The sequence below is a fragment of the Mesorhizobium sp. WSM3860 genome, from assembly GCF_002294995.1.
Classification (GTDB): Bacteria; Pseudomonadota; Alphaproteobacteria; order Rhizobiales; family Rhizobiaceae; genus Mesorhizobium.
Window position 1 is genome coordinate 1 of the sequence record NZ_NSGF01000042.1, and the last position, 16891, is coordinate 16891.

At 59.0% G+C, this 16891-nt stretch carries 20 protein-coding genes and 3 pseudogenes; 12 read left to right on the top strand and 11 right to left on the bottom strand.

Annotated elements, in window-relative coordinates; translation table 11 throughout:
• Positions 1 to 354: 354 nt before the first annotated feature.
• Positions 355 to 540: a hypothetical protein gene (locus CK220_RS30880; RefSeq protein WP_141245272.1), complete on the bottom strand. Its 186-nt coding sequence runs from the start codon at positions 538 to 540 to the stop codon at positions 355 to 357.
• 2036 nt (positions 541 to 2576) lie between these two features.
• Here CK220_RS30880 and CK220_RS30890 point away from each other — a divergent pair.
• From CK220_RS30890 to CK220_RS30905, 4 genes and pseudogenes are all read left to right on the top strand, one after another.
• Positions 2577 to 2807 (top strand): hypothetical protein, encoded by a 231-nt coding sequence (locus CK220_RS30890; RefSeq protein ID WP_095815127.1) that lies wholly within the window; start codon positions 2577 to 2579, stop codon positions 2805 to 2807.
• Between the two features lie 404 nt (positions 2808 to 3211).
• The gene (locus tag CK220_RS30895) at positions 3212 to 3430 is read left to right on the top strand and encodes a hypothetical protein (RefSeq protein ID WP_095815128.1); all 219 of its coding nucleotides are present in this window, start codon (positions 3212 to 3214) and stop codon (positions 3428 to 3430) included.
• A 242-nt stretch (positions 3431 to 3672) separates the two neighbouring features.
• Positions 3673 to 3816 carry a hypothetical protein gene (locus tag CK220_RS32755; protein WP_245429474.1) on the top strand — a complete coding sequence of 48 codons (144 nt, stop codon included), beginning with the start codon at positions 3673 to 3675 and terminating at the stop codon, positions 3814 to 3816.
• A 419-nt stretch (positions 3817 to 4235) separates the two neighbouring features.
• A pseudogene (locus CK220_RS30905) lies at positions 4236 to 4448 on the top strand (transposase); the annotation flags it as partial.
• 125 nt (positions 4449 to 4573) lie between these two features.
• Here CK220_RS30905 and CK220_RS30910 read toward each other — a convergent pair.
• On the bottom strand, positions 4574 to 4780 hold the full coding sequence (locus tag CK220_RS30910; protein WP_348629684.1) for a hypothetical protein: 207 nt from the start codon (positions 4778 to 4780) through the stop codon (positions 4574 to 4576).
• 554 nt (positions 4781 to 5334) lie between these two features.
• On the opposite strand from CK220_RS30910, the gene CK220_RS30915 reads away from it, so the two are divergent.
• Positions 5335 to 5634: a helix-turn-helix transcriptional regulator gene (locus tag CK220_RS30915; RefSeq protein WP_095815130.1), complete on the top strand. Its 300-nt coding sequence runs from the start codon at positions 5335 to 5337 to the stop codon at positions 5632 to 5634.
• 288 nt (positions 5635 to 5922) lie between these two features.
• Here CK220_RS30915 and CK220_RS30920 read toward each other — a convergent pair whose 3' ends face one another.
• Positions 5923 to 6105: a CsbD family protein gene (locus CK220_RS30920; protein WP_095815131.1), complete on the bottom strand. Its 183-nt coding sequence runs from the start codon at positions 6103 to 6105 to the stop codon at positions 5923 to 5925.
• A gap of 1150 nt (positions 6106 to 7255) precedes the next feature.
• On the opposite strand from CK220_RS30920, the gene CK220_RS30930 reads away from it, so the two are divergent.
• Positions 7256 to 7441, top strand: coding sequence for a hypothetical protein (locus CK220_RS30930; protein ID WP_245429475.1), 186 nt, complete (start codon positions 7256 to 7258; stop codon positions 7439 to 7441).
• Between the two features lie 294 nt (positions 7442 to 7735).
• On the opposite strand, the gene CK220_RS30935 is transcribed toward CK220_RS30930, so the two are convergent.
• On the bottom strand, positions 7736 to 8137 hold the full coding sequence (locus CK220_RS30935; protein ID WP_095815134.1) for a MucR family transcriptional regulator: 402 nt from the start codon (positions 8135 to 8137) through the stop codon (positions 7736 to 7738).
• Positions 8138 to 8149: 12 nt separating this feature from the next.
• Here CK220_RS30935 and CK220_RS32220 point away from each other — a divergent pair, with 12 nt between their 5' ends.
• Together CK220_RS32220 and CK220_RS30945 are read left to right on the top strand one after the other, a co-directional pair.
• Positions 8150 to 8590, top strand: coding sequence for a hypothetical protein (locus CK220_RS32220; protein ID WP_176479271.1), 441 nt, complete (start codon positions 8150 to 8152; stop codon positions 8588 to 8590).
• Between the two features lie 79 nt (positions 8591 to 8669).
• Positions 8670 to 9092: a hypothetical protein gene (locus tag CK220_RS30945; protein ID WP_095815135.1), complete on the top strand. Its 423-nt coding sequence runs from the start codon at positions 8670 to 8672 to the stop codon at positions 9090 to 9092.
• 133 nt (positions 9093 to 9225) lie between these two features.
• Here CK220_RS30945 and CK220_RS30950 read toward each other — a convergent pair whose 3' ends face one another.
• Positions 9226 to 9678 carry a MucR family transcriptional regulator gene (locus CK220_RS30950; protein ID WP_095815136.1) on the bottom strand — a complete coding sequence of 151 codons (453 nt, stop codon included), beginning with the start codon at positions 9676 to 9678 and terminating at the stop codon, positions 9226 to 9228.
• Positions 9679 to 9694: 16 nt separating this feature from the next.
• Here CK220_RS30950 and CK220_RS31740 point away from each other — a divergent pair, with 16 nt between their 5' ends.
• The gene (locus tag CK220_RS31740; RefSeq protein WP_141245274.1) at positions 9695 to 9964 is read left to right on the top strand and encodes a hypothetical protein; all 270 of its coding nucleotides are present in this window, start codon (positions 9695 to 9697) and stop codon (positions 9962 to 9964) included.
• 7 nt (positions 9965 to 9971) lie between these two features.
• Here CK220_RS31740 and CK220_RS32965 read toward each other — a convergent pair whose 3' ends face one another.
• The gene (locus tag CK220_RS32965; protein ID WP_348629683.1) at positions 9972 to 10745 is read right to left on the bottom strand and encodes a hypothetical protein; all 774 of its coding nucleotides are present in this window, start codon (positions 10743 to 10745) and stop codon (positions 9972 to 9974) included.
• Between the two features lie 54 nt (positions 10746 to 10799).
• On the bottom strand, positions 10800 to 10985 hold the full coding sequence (locus CK220_RS30960) for a hypothetical protein (RefSeq protein ID WP_095815137.1): 186 nt from the start codon (positions 10983 to 10985) through the stop codon (positions 10800 to 10802).
• A 544-nt stretch (positions 10986 to 11529) separates the two neighbouring features.
• Here CK220_RS30960 and CK220_RS30965 point away from each other — a divergent pair.
• Complete coding sequence (locus CK220_RS30965; RefSeq protein WP_095815138.1) at positions 11530 to 11739, top strand: hypothetical protein; 210 nt, start codon at positions 11530 to 11532, stop codon at positions 11737 to 11739.
• A gap of 98 nt (positions 11740 to 11837) precedes the next feature.
• Entirely contained in the window at positions 11838 to 12044 is a 207-nt protein-coding gene (locus CK220_RS30970) for a hypothetical protein (RefSeq protein ID WP_245429476.1), read from the top strand.
• Between the two features lie 100 nt (positions 12045 to 12144).
• On the opposite strand, the gene CK220_RS30975 is transcribed toward CK220_RS30970, so the two are convergent.
• Positions 12145 to 12783: a hypothetical protein gene (locus CK220_RS30975; protein WP_245429477.1), complete on the bottom strand. Its 639-nt coding sequence runs from the start codon at positions 12781 to 12783 to the stop codon at positions 12145 to 12147.
• Between the two features lie 926 nt (positions 12784 to 13709).
• Between CK220_RS30975 and CK220_RS32760 the strand changes: the two are divergent.
• Positions 13710 to 13986, top strand: a pseudogene (locus CK220_RS32760) (PilZ domain-containing protein).
• Positions 13987 to 14716: 730 nt separating this feature from the next.
• Here the strand turns inward: CK220_RS32760 and CK220_RS30995 are convergent.
• From CK220_RS30995 to CK220_RS31005, 3 genes and pseudogenes are all read right to left on the bottom strand, one after another.
• Complete coding sequence (locus tag CK220_RS30995) at positions 14717 to 15034, bottom strand: hypothetical protein (RefSeq protein WP_141245275.1); 318 nt, start codon at positions 15032 to 15034, stop codon at positions 14717 to 14719.
• Positions 15035 to 15335: 301 nt separating this feature from the next.
• Positions 15336 to 16016: a recombinase family protein gene (locus CK220_RS31000; protein WP_095815143.1), complete on the bottom strand. Its 681-nt coding sequence runs from the start codon at positions 16014 to 16016 to the stop codon at positions 15336 to 15338.
• A gap of 105 nt (positions 16017 to 16121) precedes the next feature.
• A pseudogene (locus CK220_RS31005) lies at positions 16122 to 16891 on the bottom strand (PBSX family phage terminase large subunit); the annotation flags it as partial.

Here is a 16891-nt window from a genome sequence, read left to right on the forward strand (position 1 = left end):
CATTCGGGCCCTCCGGCGAATCTGAAGCGTGGTAACTCCAGTCTCCTCGGTCGGGTCCGAATGGACAACCTTCTGAAGGTTCACACCTAGTTCCAATTTTAGCAATTGCAGGATTGCCGAAGCGCGTGGATTTTCTCGTTGTCGACTCGGAGCTTTTCAGCCTGGTTCCGTGCGTCGGTGATGTGGTCGCCAGCAGGTCTCATAGGAATCAACGGCTCTCAGGAATCCGGCGTTAGGCTAAGCGCTTTTGTAAGGACCGCGCTTGCCGGCTTCGGCGCGACGGCGCCCATCCGTTCGCAAAGGTCTTCCATCGACCAGAGCGGGCGTCTTGGCTTTTCGGTTCGGTGGGCAATTCTAGTTTTCCGCATGACTAAAGACGACCGCACCGTTTTCCTTGCGGACTTCAACGGATATGACCCCGTCATCACCCTTTCGGGTCTGGAACATGGAAATTGCATGATCCCTGGCCGTCTTTTCGGCGTCGAAGGTCACCTTGTCGATGATGCCTTTTCGCCCATACCAGATCACAGTGTAGGCCATTGGGGCTCCCAGCTTTACGCTAAGCATATAGGAGTTCGATGCATGCGGCGACGGCATCCCGGTCCCGCTTGCCAGCCGGTGTGCATAAATAGCAACGTCGGCGTCCCGGGCGGACCTGGGCTGTCATCTCGGGGCGCATTCGGTGTTCCTTTTTGGGCGTAACCTTGAAGTTTCGCCGCCATGTGACGATTGACACAAAAAGTGACTGATTAAGCCACGAATTGGGCGATGCAATGCAGCACAACTGGTTCGCCACTCCTGGACCAACTGCGGTCCTCGGTGAGGCCCTGAAGGAAACTGGGAGGCGATCTACCCGAGGGGAGTCCCCTGGCGGCCCAGATCATAGCCTTGTTTGAGCGCCGGCAGCTTCCTTCGCTGAGCGCCTGATCCCTGTACTAAGGGAAGAACTCGCCGGGCGAGGTCCCCAACAACGACTCTCAAGCCCGACGAGCTGCCGGGAATCAAACCGGCAAACATCTGCGGTGCAAGGCTGGTGCCAGCATTCCTGTCCTGAAACGAGACACCACGGGAGTCGGCTTAGGTCGACTGCCACAATTTTCGGCCGGGGCGCTATGGACCCTTAACTTTCTCGAGGACCACACATGTTGAGCGTGAACGTTGCTGGCACGATCTTGTCGCCTAGAACACGAGTTCTTCCCACTCGAAGAAGCTGACAGCTTGCCAGTCGCTGGGATGGATACTGTCGGCTGGAATGTTCTCCAAATCATCATCGGACCATTCGCCTAGCATCGGGCTCGGAGATCGTGAGCGCTCACGAAGCGATGCTGGTTGCAATTGTTCGCACCGAGAATGTCAACAAAGCCGAGCGACCTTGGCAAGCGGTCGACGGTAAGGAATATAGCATCCAACGATGCTCAATGAGCGGAAGATCAAGGGCCCGGCTGGCAACCACAGGGGGAGCGCCAGACCAGCCGGGCCATGGCTGGTCATAGAGAGGTAGCTCACCGGCCAGTCGCAGGCAGCTTATCCCCGCAGCATCCGAAATCAAATGGGCATAGGCTTTTATATCAGCCCACGCGCGCTGTTAGGCTGCTTATCGCCAGCCGTCGAGACGCTCCCGAGACCCAAACAGATGCCCCGCCCATCACAGGCAACGGGACGGCGGGGCATCTATCTCTCTCCTACCGACGATGAACGGACCTCACACTCGCCGGCTCTATCAAATGAGGCAGCGCGGTGAAGGTTTCAGGCTAGGGACCAAAGCGTCATTCTCTAAGTCTTCTGTCTGAATAGGGAACGTCCCAACGGGATGCGAATAGGTTTCGGCGGCACGGGGTATTTCCGGCATTCTATCCGGGCCGCCTGAAAGGCAAGCATGGAGCCCGCTCGTACTCCTTCTCTCACAAGCGGGCTCTTGCCTTGCTGGCGGTCGCCTATATGCTTTAGCGGAAAGCATATTGCGTTGAGACGCTCAAAATACCGGACAAGGACGACTTCGCCGAATTAATGCAACGATCAATGGCGGCCGTCTGGCGTTCGCGCGAATTGCTGCAGAGAACCGCAACGTACAAGGCTCTTATAGCGCCCGCCGAGCCTAACTCCGTCCGCGACCGCATTGCCACATGCGAGCCGACCACACGCCTGACGACAGCGAGAGCGCCGCCGGGCTTGGTTCGAAGGACGTGATTTCGGCGACTTGAATTTAAACTGGCGGTCTCCTCCTTCGCTGCCTACATCGCCCGGCATGGGCGCGGGCTGGACACTGCAAGAGCTTATCGACGCGGGCATGTCTGTCACGGCCGGCTGCCTTGATTGCAATCGCCATCAGAAGCTCGATCTGCCGGCGCTCCAGGATAGGTTAGACGCCGATGCTCCCGCGATGGAATGGGACTTGCGGCCGAAGATGAAATGCGCAGTCTGCGGCGGCAGGCGTGTCACGCTGACATATTCGCCGAATACGAGCCCGAAGGATCATCGCAAAAGCAAGTAGCCGCTGGACAGGCGGAAGGTGTGGAACACCGTTGAGACCCTCAAATTTGAATGCAGGCCGGTCTGCTGCGGGTCACAATATCCGAATGCCGCGTTATCTGTTCGAAGTCGTTTGGAATGGGGAAAGCCTTGGGGACGCCTGGGTGGACCTGGCCACCATCAACGACGCTCGGAAGGAAGCGCTAAAAGCGCTGCACGACATCGCGAGCGAGGAAACGGCGGTCGCGGCGCAGGATCGCACGCTGGTCGTGTCGGTACAGGACGAAGCTGGCTCGGGCGTCTATTCTGCAACTCTGAAGCTGTCGCAGTCCCTCTAGTGTTTTCAGCGCCACTAGGTGCACACGATCCGGCTTTGCTGCCGCGATCGGTTATAAGCCTGACAGGCCGGCAAATTTGATAATGGCCCTAGCCCGATGTAAATTGGACGATGAAAGCTGCTCAGACCGCATATCTGGTTTATAACCCGCCAGCTAAGGGATTACCGTTCCTAGCCGTCATTCTTGCACCCAATGGCACGGTCACGGCGCGTGCGTTCGACACCGCACAGGAAGCCGCCGAATTCAACAAAGGGATGGCTGCGGCAGGACACCCGGGAAAGATAGTACCGAATTGACTCGCTAATCCTGGTAAGTAGCATACAGTCATGTTGTCGCCCGCCTCCTAACGGCATACGGGTGCTTGGAAGAGTCCATCACGCTTTCGCCCAAGGGGGAGATGCGAGATGCCCTTTCGCGGAATAGCTGACGACGAACAGTTGGCAACACTCACCAGAATTCTGGACGACTATTGCGAGCAAGCCGGGATCGTAGGTCCTCACCCGGCGCGGGAGCATTTGGCCCGCCGCATAATCGCGCTCTTCACCGGCGGCATTGATAGCCCGGACGAGCTCAGGATGGCTCTGGATCGCGCCTCGAATGGTTGGGAGGACAACCACATCTGATCGGCAACGATAAAAGGCCCCGGCGCTGGGTCGCTCACCGGGGCCCAGGGCATGTACGCTGTACCAGCATGTCCGCTAATGAGCCTGCGCTAATATCGTGAATGAATGGTGAAGATGGCTCATTGGCCACTAATAGGGCGAGGCGGCGATCGGCTGCAACGTGACCCCTTTGGTTCCGGAACTTAACGCACTTCCTAAGCTTGTGCTGATATGACCACGCGCGGCGCCAACTTCATCGACAAATGGATGGCGGAACACCTGCCGAATGGATTACCGACGATCCCAAGGCCATCCTCTACCTAATCGAGGAGGCCACCAAAGCTGCTGAGCATGAAGGCATCTCGATCGAGGAGATCGCTGAGAAGTCGGCAGCTTGTTTGAGGTGATCCTTCAGGCGATGCGGCACCGCGAAGAGCGCTTGGCCGGCTGTCGAGCTGCCAGACCACGACCGGGTTCGATCGAGATCGCGCCACATCACCTTCTTGGACTGCGGAGCCAGATCGTCCTATGGACCCATATTCGCGGCGATCGTTCTGACCTTTGCATCCGAAAGCATGGCCAGGATCGACAACTTCGCCGAGGGCCGCTTCATGCTGATTGCCGCGGCCATGGTGGTTGTCCTGCGGTTTTTTCCAAGGGCTTGGCCTCTGCCTTTCCAAAAGGCTTAGGGAAGAAGACTTCGCGAGAGGTCTGAGCGGCCAAAATCCTTAGCTCGATAGGTGACGGCCAAAAGACAGGTTGATTGGCCTTGCTGCCGGTTTTGTGGACACCGAGATAAGGTGTTTGACGGAACTGGAGAGTGGGAATGCAAGGAAGGACGTTCAGCCGCAAGTTCAAGCTTGGGGCGGTGAGATTGATCAAGGATCGGGGCGTTGCGGCGGCCCAGGCTGCCCGCGACCTCGATGTCCACGAGAACGTGCTGCGCAAATGGGTGCGCGATCTGTCGACGGATCCGCAGCATGCGTTTCCCGGCCATGGGCAGATGAAGCCGGAGCAGCTCGAGATTGACCGGCTGCGCACGCCAGCGGCACATGCCTGCCGGAGAGGTCAGCTTTGCCGCTCCCTGAAAGCAAACGTCGCCGGCACCCGCCGGCCAGCTACAGCCCTTTTAGCAAGGACTGTATTAGGAGGGCGGGTTTTTCTTCAGACCTTCCGCTTCGGCGCCACATGGCTCGTCACCAGCCGCACGGTGCTCGTCTTGACGGTGATGCCGAGATCCTTGCCGCCGACCGTCACTGTGTCGTCATCCACGCGCAGGACTTCGCCGATGAGCTCGATTTTCTGGCCGCTGCTGATGTTTGGCGTGATGTCCACGATTGAATGCGGCTGGTGATATGACGGGATCAACACGCTGACCCTATCCTCTTTACGCGCTTGCGCACGGTACCCCTGATCGCGACCTCGTCGCCAACCTTGATGTTGCCCTTCGCCATTAGATGAGTCTGGCGCGGCCGGCGCCGTCGTCAAGCGGATGCTAATATATGCGCGCGGAGCGGGAACAAAAAAAATCGCATCCGTCGTCGAAAGTGCCGGCCGGATCTCCCATCCCCCAAAGTCCTATCCGGCTTGCGTCAAGGCGCGCTGCTATGTCTGGCGGCGGGCTTTTCACCCGCGCACAAGGTAGCGGCGGCCTCCGCAAACGGAGACAGCGTCGCCCGAGGCGTCGCGACAGTGCTCATAGCCTTTCGGATCAGCACGGCCAGGCATGACGACCCAATACACCTTCTTGCTCAATTCTCGAAGGTCTCCTCCCAGGAAGCTATCCTGCGATGGGTCTGGGAGTATCGGTCGAAAACAGAGCCTGGCGGCCCCACCGCGATCTGAGTTCGCGGGGCTCACGAATATTTGAGGACCCCTGACGAAGCCGAACGGCACATTTTAGGGATATTGAATGTTCCACGCCTATGTACAGACGAGCCCTACTGTCGGGGGAACAATCAAAAGCCGCACGAGCTCTGTTGAGCTGGTCGCGAGTGCGGCTCGCTGCCAAAGCGCATATTAGCGAACCAACGATCCTCGATTTTGAGAACGGGTCGAGGAAGCCGAATCCCCGCCATGTTGCCGCTATCCGCCAGGCCTTGGAGGATGCGGGAATTGTCTTTAGCGCTGAAGGGCCATTTCTACCTCGCTCCGAAGGTCCGGATGGTGATCGCCAGACGGACAATAGAATGTGGCGGCGGCGGCAGACGAAACGCGCGCCGTAGAAAACCCTTACGCTCTTTTGTGGTGAAGGTCTCTCGGGCTGGTGTCTGGCGAAAAGGTCAGCGTGACACGCCTGCCGCCGCAGACTGCGCGTTTCATCTTCGGCTTCAGATCCCATTCCATAGCAGGAGCATAACCGCCAAAAACGATTACTGAGCGCTGCAGATGGAGCCGCAGATGGGGTACTCGAGGCACCCGCCCGTTACGGACATGCCGCGCGTCAGTTCTTGCAGTGTTCGGCCTGGATCAGGAATTGCGACTGTCGGACCCCGGCCGCCCGAACCTGAACATCAATCCTTCAAGGCGTCTCGGACGGCTTCCTTTGCCTTGCCTACGCCCTTCTGCAATGTGCCCTCGGCCTTGTCAGCCGCTCCGTCGGCGCGAAGCTTGTCATCGCCCGTCGCCTTCCCGACCTTGTCTTTCACCTCACCCCGAAGTTTCTTGGCAGAGCCCTTTACTTCGTCCTTGTGCATCGTCCTGCTCCTTTTTTCTGAACAGAACCCAACGTGGGCTGTGCCCGAATGTTCCTGATGCGGGGGCTACTGGCAAGGCGTCCACCCCTTCCGCCTGTCCGGAGTGACCGCATTGCTGGCGCTGCGATCGTCGCGGCTGGCGGTGCTTGGAGAGAGTGCCCCTCAGTGTGTCGCGGGAGCGATCAGCGCAAGCGCTTCAAGAGAACTAATATCTTCTTCGGCCAATCAGTTGGCACACGGAAATAAGGATGCGAACGAACGTATTTCGCGACTTGAGCGCGAACTGCTTTATTACCGGTCACAACAGGGTCTTTGGGTGTCACCACGGTCGCTCTCCCAAAAAGGGAAAGCCGAGGGCGCGCTATTTGCGCATCCCTCGGCTCTCGACCTCGATCGCCGGGAGCACTTGATGCGACAACATTCCTGGCGAGCAATTGTTCCGACCGTTTTGGCCAGCACTGAGCCCAAAGCTAATGGCGGGCCCGCAAGCACCCATGACCTGGCCCGAGCCGTCGGTAGCAGCTAGCTAGATGCCCACCATTCCCCGTGACGGGCATCTGTTTTGTTATCTTTGGCCGATTGAACTTGTGCCTAGCGGGGCAAAAAAACAGGTCCAACTAAATTCGTGATGGGCCTCGAAATTCATGTGCGGCGTCAACGGCCGATAGAACGTCATCAGGCGCTCGCAACCGTGGTAACGGTCATCTGTCGACAAGATGGGCCTCGAAGGCATGGTCTCGAAACGACGAAGCGGGAAGGTCGAGTCCTGGGTGAAAACGAGATGTTGGAATGTCGCTGACTTCGAGCTTCTGGGCATCAGACGCGAGCCAGGAAGGCCAGCAGCGGCGATCATGGCCCGAAATGGCCGCTATGCCGGAACCGCTGCCGTCACGCTGCCTCAGGGCCTCAGGGAACGTCTCTGGAAGCGTGTCCAAGAGGCCAGGGCATCCAAGCCGGCGCAGCCTGTCCCGAGCGCCTTTGCGGATGATGTCGAGTGGATAAAGCCAGGCATCACCGGCCGAGTCCGTTTCCTTCGCGGGGAGCATACGTTGCGTCATGCGAGGCTGCAGGGCTTCGAGGGGGAACCTAAGATCGCGGCCCGCTGTTCCTCAGCATGAGCGCGCGGGCTTTGAAATTTCTGGACCGATGGATGGCAGAACATCTGCCAAACGCGAGCACCGACGACCCGGGGGCCGTTGCCGATCTTGTCGTTGAACTCCTGGCTTCTGCCGGGCGTCAGGGCATCGCGCCCAAAGAGATATACGAGGAGGTCGATAGCGTGTTTCACCTCGTGAGCGAGGCGATGCAGCACCGTGGGGGCGGCTTGGCAGGCTGACATCCAAAACAGATGCCCGTCACCCAGGCAACGGACGGCGGGCATCTATCACTCTTTCTGCGGCCGACGATGAAGGGACCTCTCACTCGCCGGCTCTATCAAATGATGTAGCACGACGAAGGTTTCAGGGTAGGGACCAAAGCGTCAGCCCATGCGACTTCGGTCGCATCCGGCAGGAACATTCCACCAGTTGGCAGATTTGGTTTCGCGGCGCGGCGCTTTGCGAGGCGCCCGCGCCGTTGGGAGCCCCGCTCGTCCCCCCTCAAGGCGGGCGGGCTCTTGCACCGCCTTACCTCACGCTCCGCTTGGCGCTTTCTTCGCCGGGTTAGCTGCAGCCTTCGGCTGAAAACCCAACGCCTTCGCCAACGCCGATCGCCGCTCCGCATAGTTCGGGGCCACCATTGGATGGTCTGCCGGCAGGTTCCATTTCGCGCGATACTGCTTTGGCGTAAGACCGTGATCGGTCATCAGGTGCCGCTTGAGCGACATGAACTTCTTGCCGTCCTCCAGGCAGATGATGTGATCGGGGAAAACCGAGCGCTCCGGGTCGACGGCAGGCTCCTGCTTTGGCAGCAGGGCTGCGCCGGTGAGCGAGTAATACACAGACGCGATCAAATCCGCCAAGTCAGTGGCCGAGACGAGATTATTGCTAACATAAGCGGAGACGATGTCGGCGGTGAGGTCCACTAGTGACATGCGAAATCTCTTTTGTCTGACAAACCTCTCTATTTGAGCGCATCTGCTAATAAAATGAAATCCAGCCAAAAGGCCGAGCCCGCCTTGCATCGCCAACATGACGGCTGGACACTTCAAGAGCTGATCGACGCCGGCATGTCTGTCACGGCCGTCTGCCTCGACTGTCATCGCCATCAGGCGCTCGACCTGCCGGCGCTACGCGATCGCTTCGGCGCTAATGCTCCCGCCATGGAATGGGATCTGCGGCCAAGGATGAAATGCGCCATTTGCGGCGGCAGGCGCGTCACCCTGACCTATTCGCCAGATACGAGCCCGAAAGACCTTAAAGAAATGATCGGCTCTCGAACTTGCCGAAAAGGCAGCTTACTTCTGTTCCCGACGCAGGCCGAACAGCGTTCCTTGCCGCCTGCCAGAGGCGCCAGCGAGCGCAAGGCGCCATCGAGCAGCCATTGACGATTTAAGCCATGGGAAAAAGGACTAGAATTAGCGGTCGTGCACATTCCCGCGCGATGAGTGTCCCTGGGAGGATGCGATGAAAGCCATAAATCGCAGATCTACAATCGCTTTGGGCTTAGCGGCTGCCGCGGCAATGCCCTTATTCACCTTGGCGGCGTCAGCAAAAACGAAGACGTATGGCCCGAAGGAGGGCAAGGAAATCGCCCCTGGCGTCCGAGTGGTGGAGGTTGGCACCGGGAACTCTGACATCCCTCCCTATAAGAGCATCTCCATCGTGGACGTCGTGTTCCAGCCCGGTGCACATGCACCGGCGATGGTGATGGACAACGATATGGTATGCACCATCACTGCGGGCGAATTCACCATCAAGAAGACCGACAAACAGTTCAAGCTCAAGGAAGGCGACGTATATACGTGCTCCAAGGGCAAGACCGACGAGGCGACGAATACGAGCAAGGGTGTCGGCATTCACCGCATCGCCGTTCTGATACCAGCTTAGGATCCAATCGCAGGCCCCGGCCGGGTTCATCCGAATTCGGCCGGGGCTTTGCGAGACAGCTAGCGCAAGATGGCGTTGACGAGCATCACGGCGCCGATTGCGGCGATGTAGTCAAACGGGCAGGGCTCCGCAGTCACCGTGTCGAGGGTTTTTTGCCATTGCCTTTTGCCGGCTTGGCGACAGGCTTCCGTCCCAACCCGCTGGCCTTCGCCAATTCAGAGCGCTGGGCAGCGTAGTTCGGCGCGACCATAGGATAGTCAGGCTTCAATCCCCACCTGGCCCGATACTCGTCAGGCGTCAGTCCATGGTCGGTCGACAGGTGCCGCTTCAGCGACTTGAACTTCTTGCCGTCCTCGAGGCAGACGATGTGATCGGGGAATACCGAACGCTTCGGATTGACCGCAGGTTCCTGTTTCTGCTGCTCAACTGCAGTCGCATGACCGATACCGGTGAGCGATGAATACACCGACGCGATCAGATCTGGCAGGCCGGTTACCGGGACGGGATTATTGCTAACATAAGCGGAGACGATGTCGGCGGTGAGGTCCACTAGTTCAGAGCCATCGGTGTCGGTCTGGTCGGTCATGCGTGAGGAGTCCCTTTTGTCTGACAAACCCTCTCTATTTGAGGAAAGTCAGCGGCGCAACTGGCCAGTGGCGCATGCCATGATCGGCTTTACCCGCGACCGCGAGCCCAACAGCAATACCAACACCGATTTCTGCCAGGCGCAGCGCCGTAGCGGTCCCGCAGGCGGGTTTGCGGGGCCTTCAGGATGCGAGCAAGATCATCAAGCCATTCCATTTCTGAATCTTAGATCGAAATGGATTCGCTCTGAATCCCCCAACGGCTGGCGTCTTCGCACCAGTTCTTAGCGATCGCTTAAGTAGGCTTATCCACGAGCGGCGTCTTCCTCGTCGGCGGCTTGTAGGGCGTCACCAGTCTGACGGTGTCGGCATACACCGTGACGGGAATGCCTGGATTGATGGTCACTTTGCCTTCATCGATGCGGGTGACATCACCTCGAGGCTCGATCTCCTGGCCCTGCTTCACCACCAATATTCGGTTAACGATCGAATGAGGCTGGCCGTAAGACGGGATCGATACGCTTACCCGATCCTCAGTGACGCGCCTGCGTACCTTGGCTGTGATAGCGACCTCATCGCCAATCTTGATGCCCTTGCCCATGGTTAACGAGTCTGGTTCGCCCGGCGGCTTCGTCAAGCGGTCGCTAATGGACCTTGTGTAGCTTTGGGAAGGATGCAATTCTGCCCGAAGCCTGGAACCCAAAATTTCAGGACAGGCCCGGCCTGCAAAATCCTGTGTCACCACCACGATAGGCCGGGCCGGGCCGCCCGAGTTCCCTGCACCAGAGTTTCCCGCGGCGGTCAACATACTCGAAGATATCAGGCAGGCACTCGGCAGGCGATCGGCCTTCACCGCGAGGAAGGAACCTAAGGCAGCCGGCCAGCTTGAGATTTGATGGGTCTTGGCGATGACATCCGCATGGTGCGGGGGCACGTTAATCTGGGTAGACGACACATCGCCCAGCACCGGGAGCGCATAACCCAATTGGAGCTGCTCGAACTGCCCACCGCCAAGGCGCTCGACTTTCTTGCGCTTCTCGAAAGCGTGCAGGAACTTCACGAACTCCATTTGTCGCGACTGCTCGCAAAAGCGGAGGATAAGAAATCGGCCTAGGTGCCGCCGCTACTTTCGCAGAATCCAATCGAGCAATTTGGGGTCTACAGTCGTGTTGGAGCCGGTGAATACCTGGATCAGTTTGATGGCTTGATCCCGCCACTCGCTTTCCGGCAGCTTGTCCTCGTAGATCGCGGTTTTAAGTGCTGATCGAATAAGCTCTGCATCGACTGCGGATATGGACTTTTTCGCCATCCTCGGCGCCCTCAGAATGCGGCATTCCCCGCCACGCCGGATTTTACTCGGGAGGTCGTTTTCCGCGAGTCATATGTGCGTGAAAAGTCACTGCATCAAATGAGTTAACGACGCTGCCCGCCACCCCAGGCAACGCGATGGCGGGCATCTATTCACTCTCTCTGCTGCCGACGATGAAGGGACTCGCTGGCTGGCTCTATCAAATGATGTAGCCCGCTGAAAGGTTTCAGCATGGCACCAAAGCGTCAGCCTCTAGGACTTCTGTCCATCGGGCGGGAGGGAACATTTCTACCGGTGTCCTGGTTGAGTCTACGCGGCACGTGTCTCCGGCCTCGGGGCACGGCGCCGCGCGGGGAGGTTTCCCTCCAGGGTCCGCTCGCCATCCCTCAAGGCGAGCGGGCTCTTGCATTGGTGCGGGCGGCACCGCCGTCAGGCGTGGCATAGCTGACTGCCCCAGCAGGGTCCCGACAAAGAGGCCGCTTTCTCACACCAAGCGGGCTCTTTCACTGTCTCGGCGGCACGGCTCGATGCAAGGCGCCTTTATATGAACAGATACACCGTTGAAACGATGTCGGGGGCGGAGCCAGTCTCTGTTTCCTATGCCAAGACGGTCTCGGCCAAATCCGCGGCAGAATGGGTCACCGGCCGCAACGTACAGGATTGGCAGGAGGAGACGGAATGGGTGCGGGTCACCGATAATACCAATCGAGTGGTCTACAAATTCGCCTTCAAATCTCCCTGGGATGGCTTCTAGAGCTTTTTGTTCTCTGTCCGTTCTGGGCCCCGCAACGTCTGGCAACTTACATAGCCAGGGCTATGGGCTGGACACTTCAGGAGCTTATCGACGCCGGCATGTCTGTCACGGCCGGCTGCCTGGAGTGCCATCGCCATCAGGCGCTCGATCTGCCGGCACTCCGCGACCGCTTCGGAGCTGATGAATCCGCAACGGAATGGGATCTGCGGCCGAAGATGAAATGCGCCGTCTGCGGCGGCCGACGTGTCACGCTGACTTATTCGCCGGATACGAGCCCAAAGGACCTCTATCGCAAGAGCAGATAGCCGGCGAATTGCCTGTTGACGCGCTCTCTGCGGCCCCCTTACTCGACGATTCCGACCGACTGGGCCGACGGGATGTCTTTCATCCCTGGCTGGAGCAGTTCTATTTGATGGTCGTGCTGCCCGACCACTGGATCTTATCCGCGACGACCTGGGTGCAGCCGCCGCTTCCCGAGAAGTTGCCGAGATAGTTGACCTGCTGCTTGGGGAAATAGAGAGCGCCGGTCAGAAGCGAACTCGCCGTGCCGTTGAAGGTGCTCGATGTGCTAGTGCCGGTCCTGTCGCCGTAGAACAGCACGCCGGAATAGGTGCCGGAGGTCGGCGCGCTCAGCGTCACCGTGGCGTTTCCGTTCATGCTGACGGTGTTGCTGCCAGACATGAAGAGGGTCACGCCGGTTCCGGATATGACCGCGCCGGCGTTCACTTTCAGACTGCCCTGGACGACATAGGTGCCGGGCTGCAGCGTGACATTGCCCTTGAGGTCCATGCCGCTGCAGTAGGTTCCCGGCTGGAGTGTTTGCGACGTTTTGCTGCCGTTGACAGTCTTGCAGGGGTTGCCGGCCGCTGGTGCTGGCAGGCTGGAGAAGGGGTCGGACGCCGGCAGGGCCTGGGTGATCGGAGACTTGCAGACGGTGGTCACCGGGTTGGTGAGCGAAACGCCGCCGACCGCGATCAGGCAGTCGGCCTGAAGGCCAGCCGACCCCTGGACCTCGACGGCATCGGACTGAGCCGAATTGGACATCACCGAGCAGCCGGTCAATCGATATTGTTTACGAAACCGGCCGCGAAGACTTAGGCGAGTTGGTCCAGATCATATCAGAGGAGCTTTCGCAGCAGCGTGACATACTGCGCAGGCTAAGGCCGAAGTTTCTGGAAGTGCTTGTTGGAGACGACCAGCTTAAGGGGTTTGTCTCACTCCTGGAGCAGGACGCTCGAATGAAGGTCCAGGCGCGCGAAATTCTGCTGAACGCCGCCGCTCGGTCTAAAGACCTGAACCTCCCGACCTCGGGAGGTTTTGGCCCGGGCTTTTTTTGCAATCGCGAATGTGTGATGTGGGGGCTGGGCGAATTAGGGTAAGGTAGATGTTAGACCATCCCTACAGATCTAGGCCCGGGGCTTCGGCTTCCGGGCCTTTTCTTTGACGGGTGGCTGCTGCGCTATCCTGGCCGCGCGAAGTCTGTCGGTTTTCGCTTTCCTCCGGGCCGCTTCGCTATCGATTATCGCCCGTGCGGATTCAGTGGTGGCCTCGTGCTTCGCGGCACGCCGTTTATCGTAACTCATCCACTGATAGCTAGGGCGATAGCGGCAATTTGCTAGCGGCCAGTGCTCATTCCGTCTCTCGCCCGAGTTGGGCGCGACGTTTCAGAGACCTTCTTTTCCAACCGATCCACGAGAGGGCTGCTTCAGTGGCCGGGCTGTTTTGTGTCTAGTGGCAGAAAAGTCACGTAGCTTGAATATGCAGCGATTCAACTAGGCGGCGCTTATTATCGATCTCAGCGAGGCGTACGGTCTTGCCCTGCGAGGGGGATGCGGGGACCACTGGAGCGCTCGCTGCGGCAACGTAGCGGGCGCTTCCCAATTCGAGGGATTTGACCTCGCTTCGGTTGCCGGGCCATGATGATTTCTGGCCCGATGGGAGCGCCAGAAGCCCGTTCGCGTTATGAGGCAATGGAAACCCCACCTCCCTCAAACGGTCCCCGTCGAGAACATCGCCCGCGCGTCCTGAAGGGCGCAACAATCATCACCGGCTTCCAAAATTCCGAGATCAGCTGCTCTATGCGCAATCAGCACTCGAACGGAGCTGAACTGAAGGTGGCCGCAGACCTTCAGATTCCTGAACGCTTTCTGCTCTTATGTCCCCGTTGATGGGATCGCTTATAGGACTGTTGTTCGATGGCGCAAGAATGAGCGCGTAGGCGTCCGTGCTAACGACCGACAGTGCTGACCTGAAGTGGCAAGACATTGGAGACCTCCCACCCGGCGCCAAAGTCGCTGTCCTGGCGCAATCCGGAGATTGGAGCGTTGCCCGCGTCAAATTTCCACCCCACTATGTCGTACCTCCGCACAGCCACCCCAACCTTTGTAGTCTCCCGCTATCAAGCCGTTCGAAGCAGGAGACTTCAACACGCTCGCGCAATTGATGGACGATTCTTGCGCATGGCATAGTCCGGGGAAGAGGCCACGAGGCGATTTTCGACTATTTCGGTCGGTTGGGAAGCGAGACACAGGGAACGTTCAAATCAGACCTGTTGCACGTAACGGAGAACGACGACGGATCGGTAGTGGCAGTTCATCGAGATACGGCAGCGCGAAACGGCAAACGGCTGGATGTGCTCACATGCATTGTCTACGAAATCAAAAACGGCAAGGTTGTAGACGGCCGTGAGTATACCTACGATCTCTATGCCTGGGACGCGTTCTGGTCATAGGCGCCCGACGCTTTCGTGTAACCCCACACCCCATAAGGATGCGTCGGCGGTCCGCCATTTCGCGGAGCCGGACACAAGCCTGGCTGCCAAGTTGGGATCGATGCTGCTGGAACGGCGGCCGATGAAGACCATCGGGTCCGCCGAACCCTAGGCGGTCAGGCCCAGCCCTGCTTGGTGCCGGGCCGTTCTCGGATCAAGGACAGGGCATCGATCGCCATGCCCGGCCATCGGCCAGTTGCGCGGCTCTCATTTCTTCTTTGGAGCGTCAGCCGGGTTGACGAAAGTGATACCACCAGGGGCGCTGACCTGTACGTCAATGACCCCTCCTTCGTCCCCGGTCCACACGTAGTGTTTGCCACCAGGCTGGAGCGCAAAAAAAGCTCCCGGCTTGAGCCACGGGCCGGTTTGGTCGACCTTGTCCCCGAAACCGAATCCGACTTGACCGCTGATCAGCCACACGGCCTCGGCGCCGTATAGCCACGTCGGATGAGGTCGGAGTTCCGATTTCCTTTCAACATTCCATCTGCCATAACTTCCTCCATTTAATATCGATACGACGGTCACTTGTTGCTCTAGGAACTGTGGAACCCCGCCCGGCTGACGCACAAATATACGCCTGTGCTAATATAAGTCCAAGCTGGCCATATTGTCTGCGACAGCATAGATCAGGAGGGAGAGAACGGGTCACCTGTCCAACTCGTGGACTCGGTAGGACGCCACCCGTACAATCCCTGTCCTGTTGCTCTCAATGCACTGTGACCGAAGGACGTGTCCAACGCCGTCTTGCCGCAATTCTGGAATGAGTGATTGCCCGCTGGCCATTGCGGTTATCTGCAGCGGCGCATTTTTCCCGCCTATCAAACCCTCAATCGCCAGTCGAGCTGCGGCGCAGCACATTCCTCACGTTCGAAACCTGCCACTGACCGCCGCGCGCCGTTCGAACCCCTCGGTTGTTTAAGGCGATGGCCAGGCCGCGCAGGCTGGTGATGCCGGAACGCTGGATCGACTCGATGATCGGCAGGACTGTCTCAGCGAACCTATTCGCCTCTTCGGCCGCGATCTGACGCCCCTTGGCCGCGGCTTCGGCGGTGTTGATCGGATTACCGAGCTTGATACCAGTAGCCTTGCGTGAGGCGAGGGCAGCTTTCGTGCGTTCCGAGATCAGACGGCGCTCCTTCTCGGCGAGAGCGGCATAGAGGTGGAGCATGAAAGGGTCGGCATCGGCTCCGAGTTCGGCCACGATGAAGGGCACGCGCTGGACCATAAGACCAGCGATGAACGCGACGTCGCGCGACAGTCGATCGAGCTTGGCGACGATCACCGGGCACTTGGCTTGTCGCGCCTGGGCGAGGGCCGCTGCCAATCGTGGGCGCCGATCCAGAGCGTCCGACCCTTTCCCGGTTTCGACCTCGGTGAACTCCTGGACAATGCCGATACCTTCAGCTTCTGCAAATCGAGCTATGGCTGCGCGTTGCGCTTCGATGCCTAGACCTGATCGACCTTGTCGCTGCGTTGAAACCCGATAATAGGCAACGGCGCTCGACATCCCGAAATCTCTATGTGTTCAGACTGCAAACCACCGTTTGCAGTGTGCTCACAAAGGATTTTTAGGCAAGTAGATCAAGGTGATAAGGGTCTGATGGCGCTGGGGCTAAACCACCCAGCTCATGTCGCGCGGTTGATAGACGGGTGGCTTCCGCGGCTCCTCGTACGCCACGCTGATCAATCCGAACGCGTCGGCGCCGTGGCTTGACCAATCGTGCTCAGGGCCGAGGCCGATGTTTCGCGCTTCGTCGAATTTCTCATGATACCAGCCCAGAGCGTCGAGCCCGGGTGAGCACGTCGCCTCGTTGAACCAGAATGCCGGAAATAGGCGGCGGCTTGCCTCCACGCGCTTCAGTGCCGCCCCCTTGCCCTGGTTCGGCACAGTAGTGACGTCGAAACCTGCAGAGCGAATATGGTCTTCGAAGCGGATGGCAGTGATGGCGTCCTCTTGCGAACCGTCGTGCGGCAGGAAGCATTCGGCATTGCCGTAGCCCTTCGAGCGCAGCCATTCGAGATGCGCTGCCAGCGGCTGGCGCACTGCCTCGTAATAGTCCAGCACCCGGATCTCGCGTCCCACATACTGCACAATCCAGATTGCAGTCGCGTCACGAAGGCCGATGTCCCAGAAGGCCTTGACCGGGAGGAGGGGATCGCGAGCAACCTTGCCAATGCGGCCCTCAAAACGCGCAGCTGTCAGCGACGCAGCGTAATAGGCGCCGGTCAGCACGGTCGCGTAATCGCCTTCCCAGATGTGCCGGTACTGATCAGGATCGGTCCTCAGGCAATCCAGACGCTCCTGTTCTAGCTCAGGCGGCAGCCAAGGATTATCCGACCAGTTCGCGCGAACGACCCTTGCTCCTGTCGGCAGTTCCTGGC

What these genes read in the sequence shown, in the direction of transcription:
- CK220_RS30975 (WP_245429477.1), bottom strand. Translation starts at nt 12,783, where the DNA reads ATGTCCAATTCGGCTCAGTCCGATGCCGTCGAGGTCCAGGGGTCGGCT.
- CK220_RS32965 (WP_348629683.1), bottom strand. Translation starts at nt 10,745, where the DNA reads ATGGAGTTCGTGAAGTTCCTGCACGCTTTCGAGAAGCGCAAGAAAGTC.
- CK220_RS31000 (WP_095815143.1), bottom strand. Translation starts at nt 16,016, where the DNA reads ATGTCGAGCGCCGTTGCCTATTATCGGGTTTCAACGCAGCGACAAGGT.
- CK220_RS30895 (WP_095815128.1), top strand. Translation starts at nt 3,212, where the DNA reads ATGCCCTTTCGCGGAATAGCTGACGACGAACAGTTGGCAACACTCACC.
- CK220_RS30960 (WP_095815137.1), bottom strand. Translation starts at nt 10,985, where the DNA reads ATGGCGAAAAAGTCCATATCCGCAGTCGATGCAGAGCTTATTCGATCA.
- CK220_RS30890 (WP_095815127.1), top strand. Translation starts at nt 2,577, where the DNA reads ATGCCGCGTTATCTGTTCGAAGTCGTTTGGAATGGGGAAAGCCTTGGG.
- CK220_RS30930 (WP_245429475.1), top strand. Translation starts at nt 7,256, where the DNA reads ATGGCAGAACATCTGCCAAACGCGAGCACCGACGACCCGGGGGCCGTT.
- CK220_RS30970 (WP_245429476.1), top strand. Translation starts at nt 11,838, where the DNA reads ATGTCTGTCACGGCCGGCTGCCTGGAGTGCCATCGCCATCAGGCGCTC.
- CK220_RS30880 (WP_141245272.1), bottom strand. Translation starts at nt 540, where the DNA reads ATGGCCTACACTGTGATCTGGTATGGGCGAAAAGGCATCATCGACAAG.
- CK220_RS30950 (WP_095815136.1), bottom strand. Translation starts at nt 9,678, where the DNA reads ATGACCGACCAGACCGACACCGATGGCTCTGAACTAGTGGACCTCACC.
- CK220_RS30920 (WP_095815131.1), bottom strand. Translation starts at nt 6,105, where the DNA reads ATGCACAAGGACGAAGTAAAGGGCTCTGCCAAGAAACTTCGGGGTGAG.
- CK220_RS32755 (WP_245429474.1), top strand. Translation starts at nt 3,673, where the DNA reads ATGGATGGCGGAACACCTGCCGAATGGATTACCGACGATCCCAAGGCC.
- CK220_RS30945 (WP_095815135.1), top strand. Translation starts at nt 8,670, where the DNA reads ATGAAAGCCATAAATCGCAGATCTACAATCGCTTTGGGCTTAGCGGCT.
- CK220_RS30965 (WP_095815138.1), top strand. Translation starts at nt 11,530, where the DNA reads ATGAACAGATACACCGTTGAAACGATGTCGGGGGCGGAGCCAGTCTCT.
- CK220_RS30915 (WP_095815130.1), top strand. Translation starts at nt 5,335, where the DNA reads ATGTACAGACGAGCCCTACTGTCGGGGGAACAATCAAAAGCCGCACGA.
- CK220_RS30935 (WP_095815134.1), bottom strand. Translation starts at nt 8,137, where the DNA reads ATGTCACTAGTGGACCTCACCGCCGACATCGTCTCCGCTTATGTTAGC.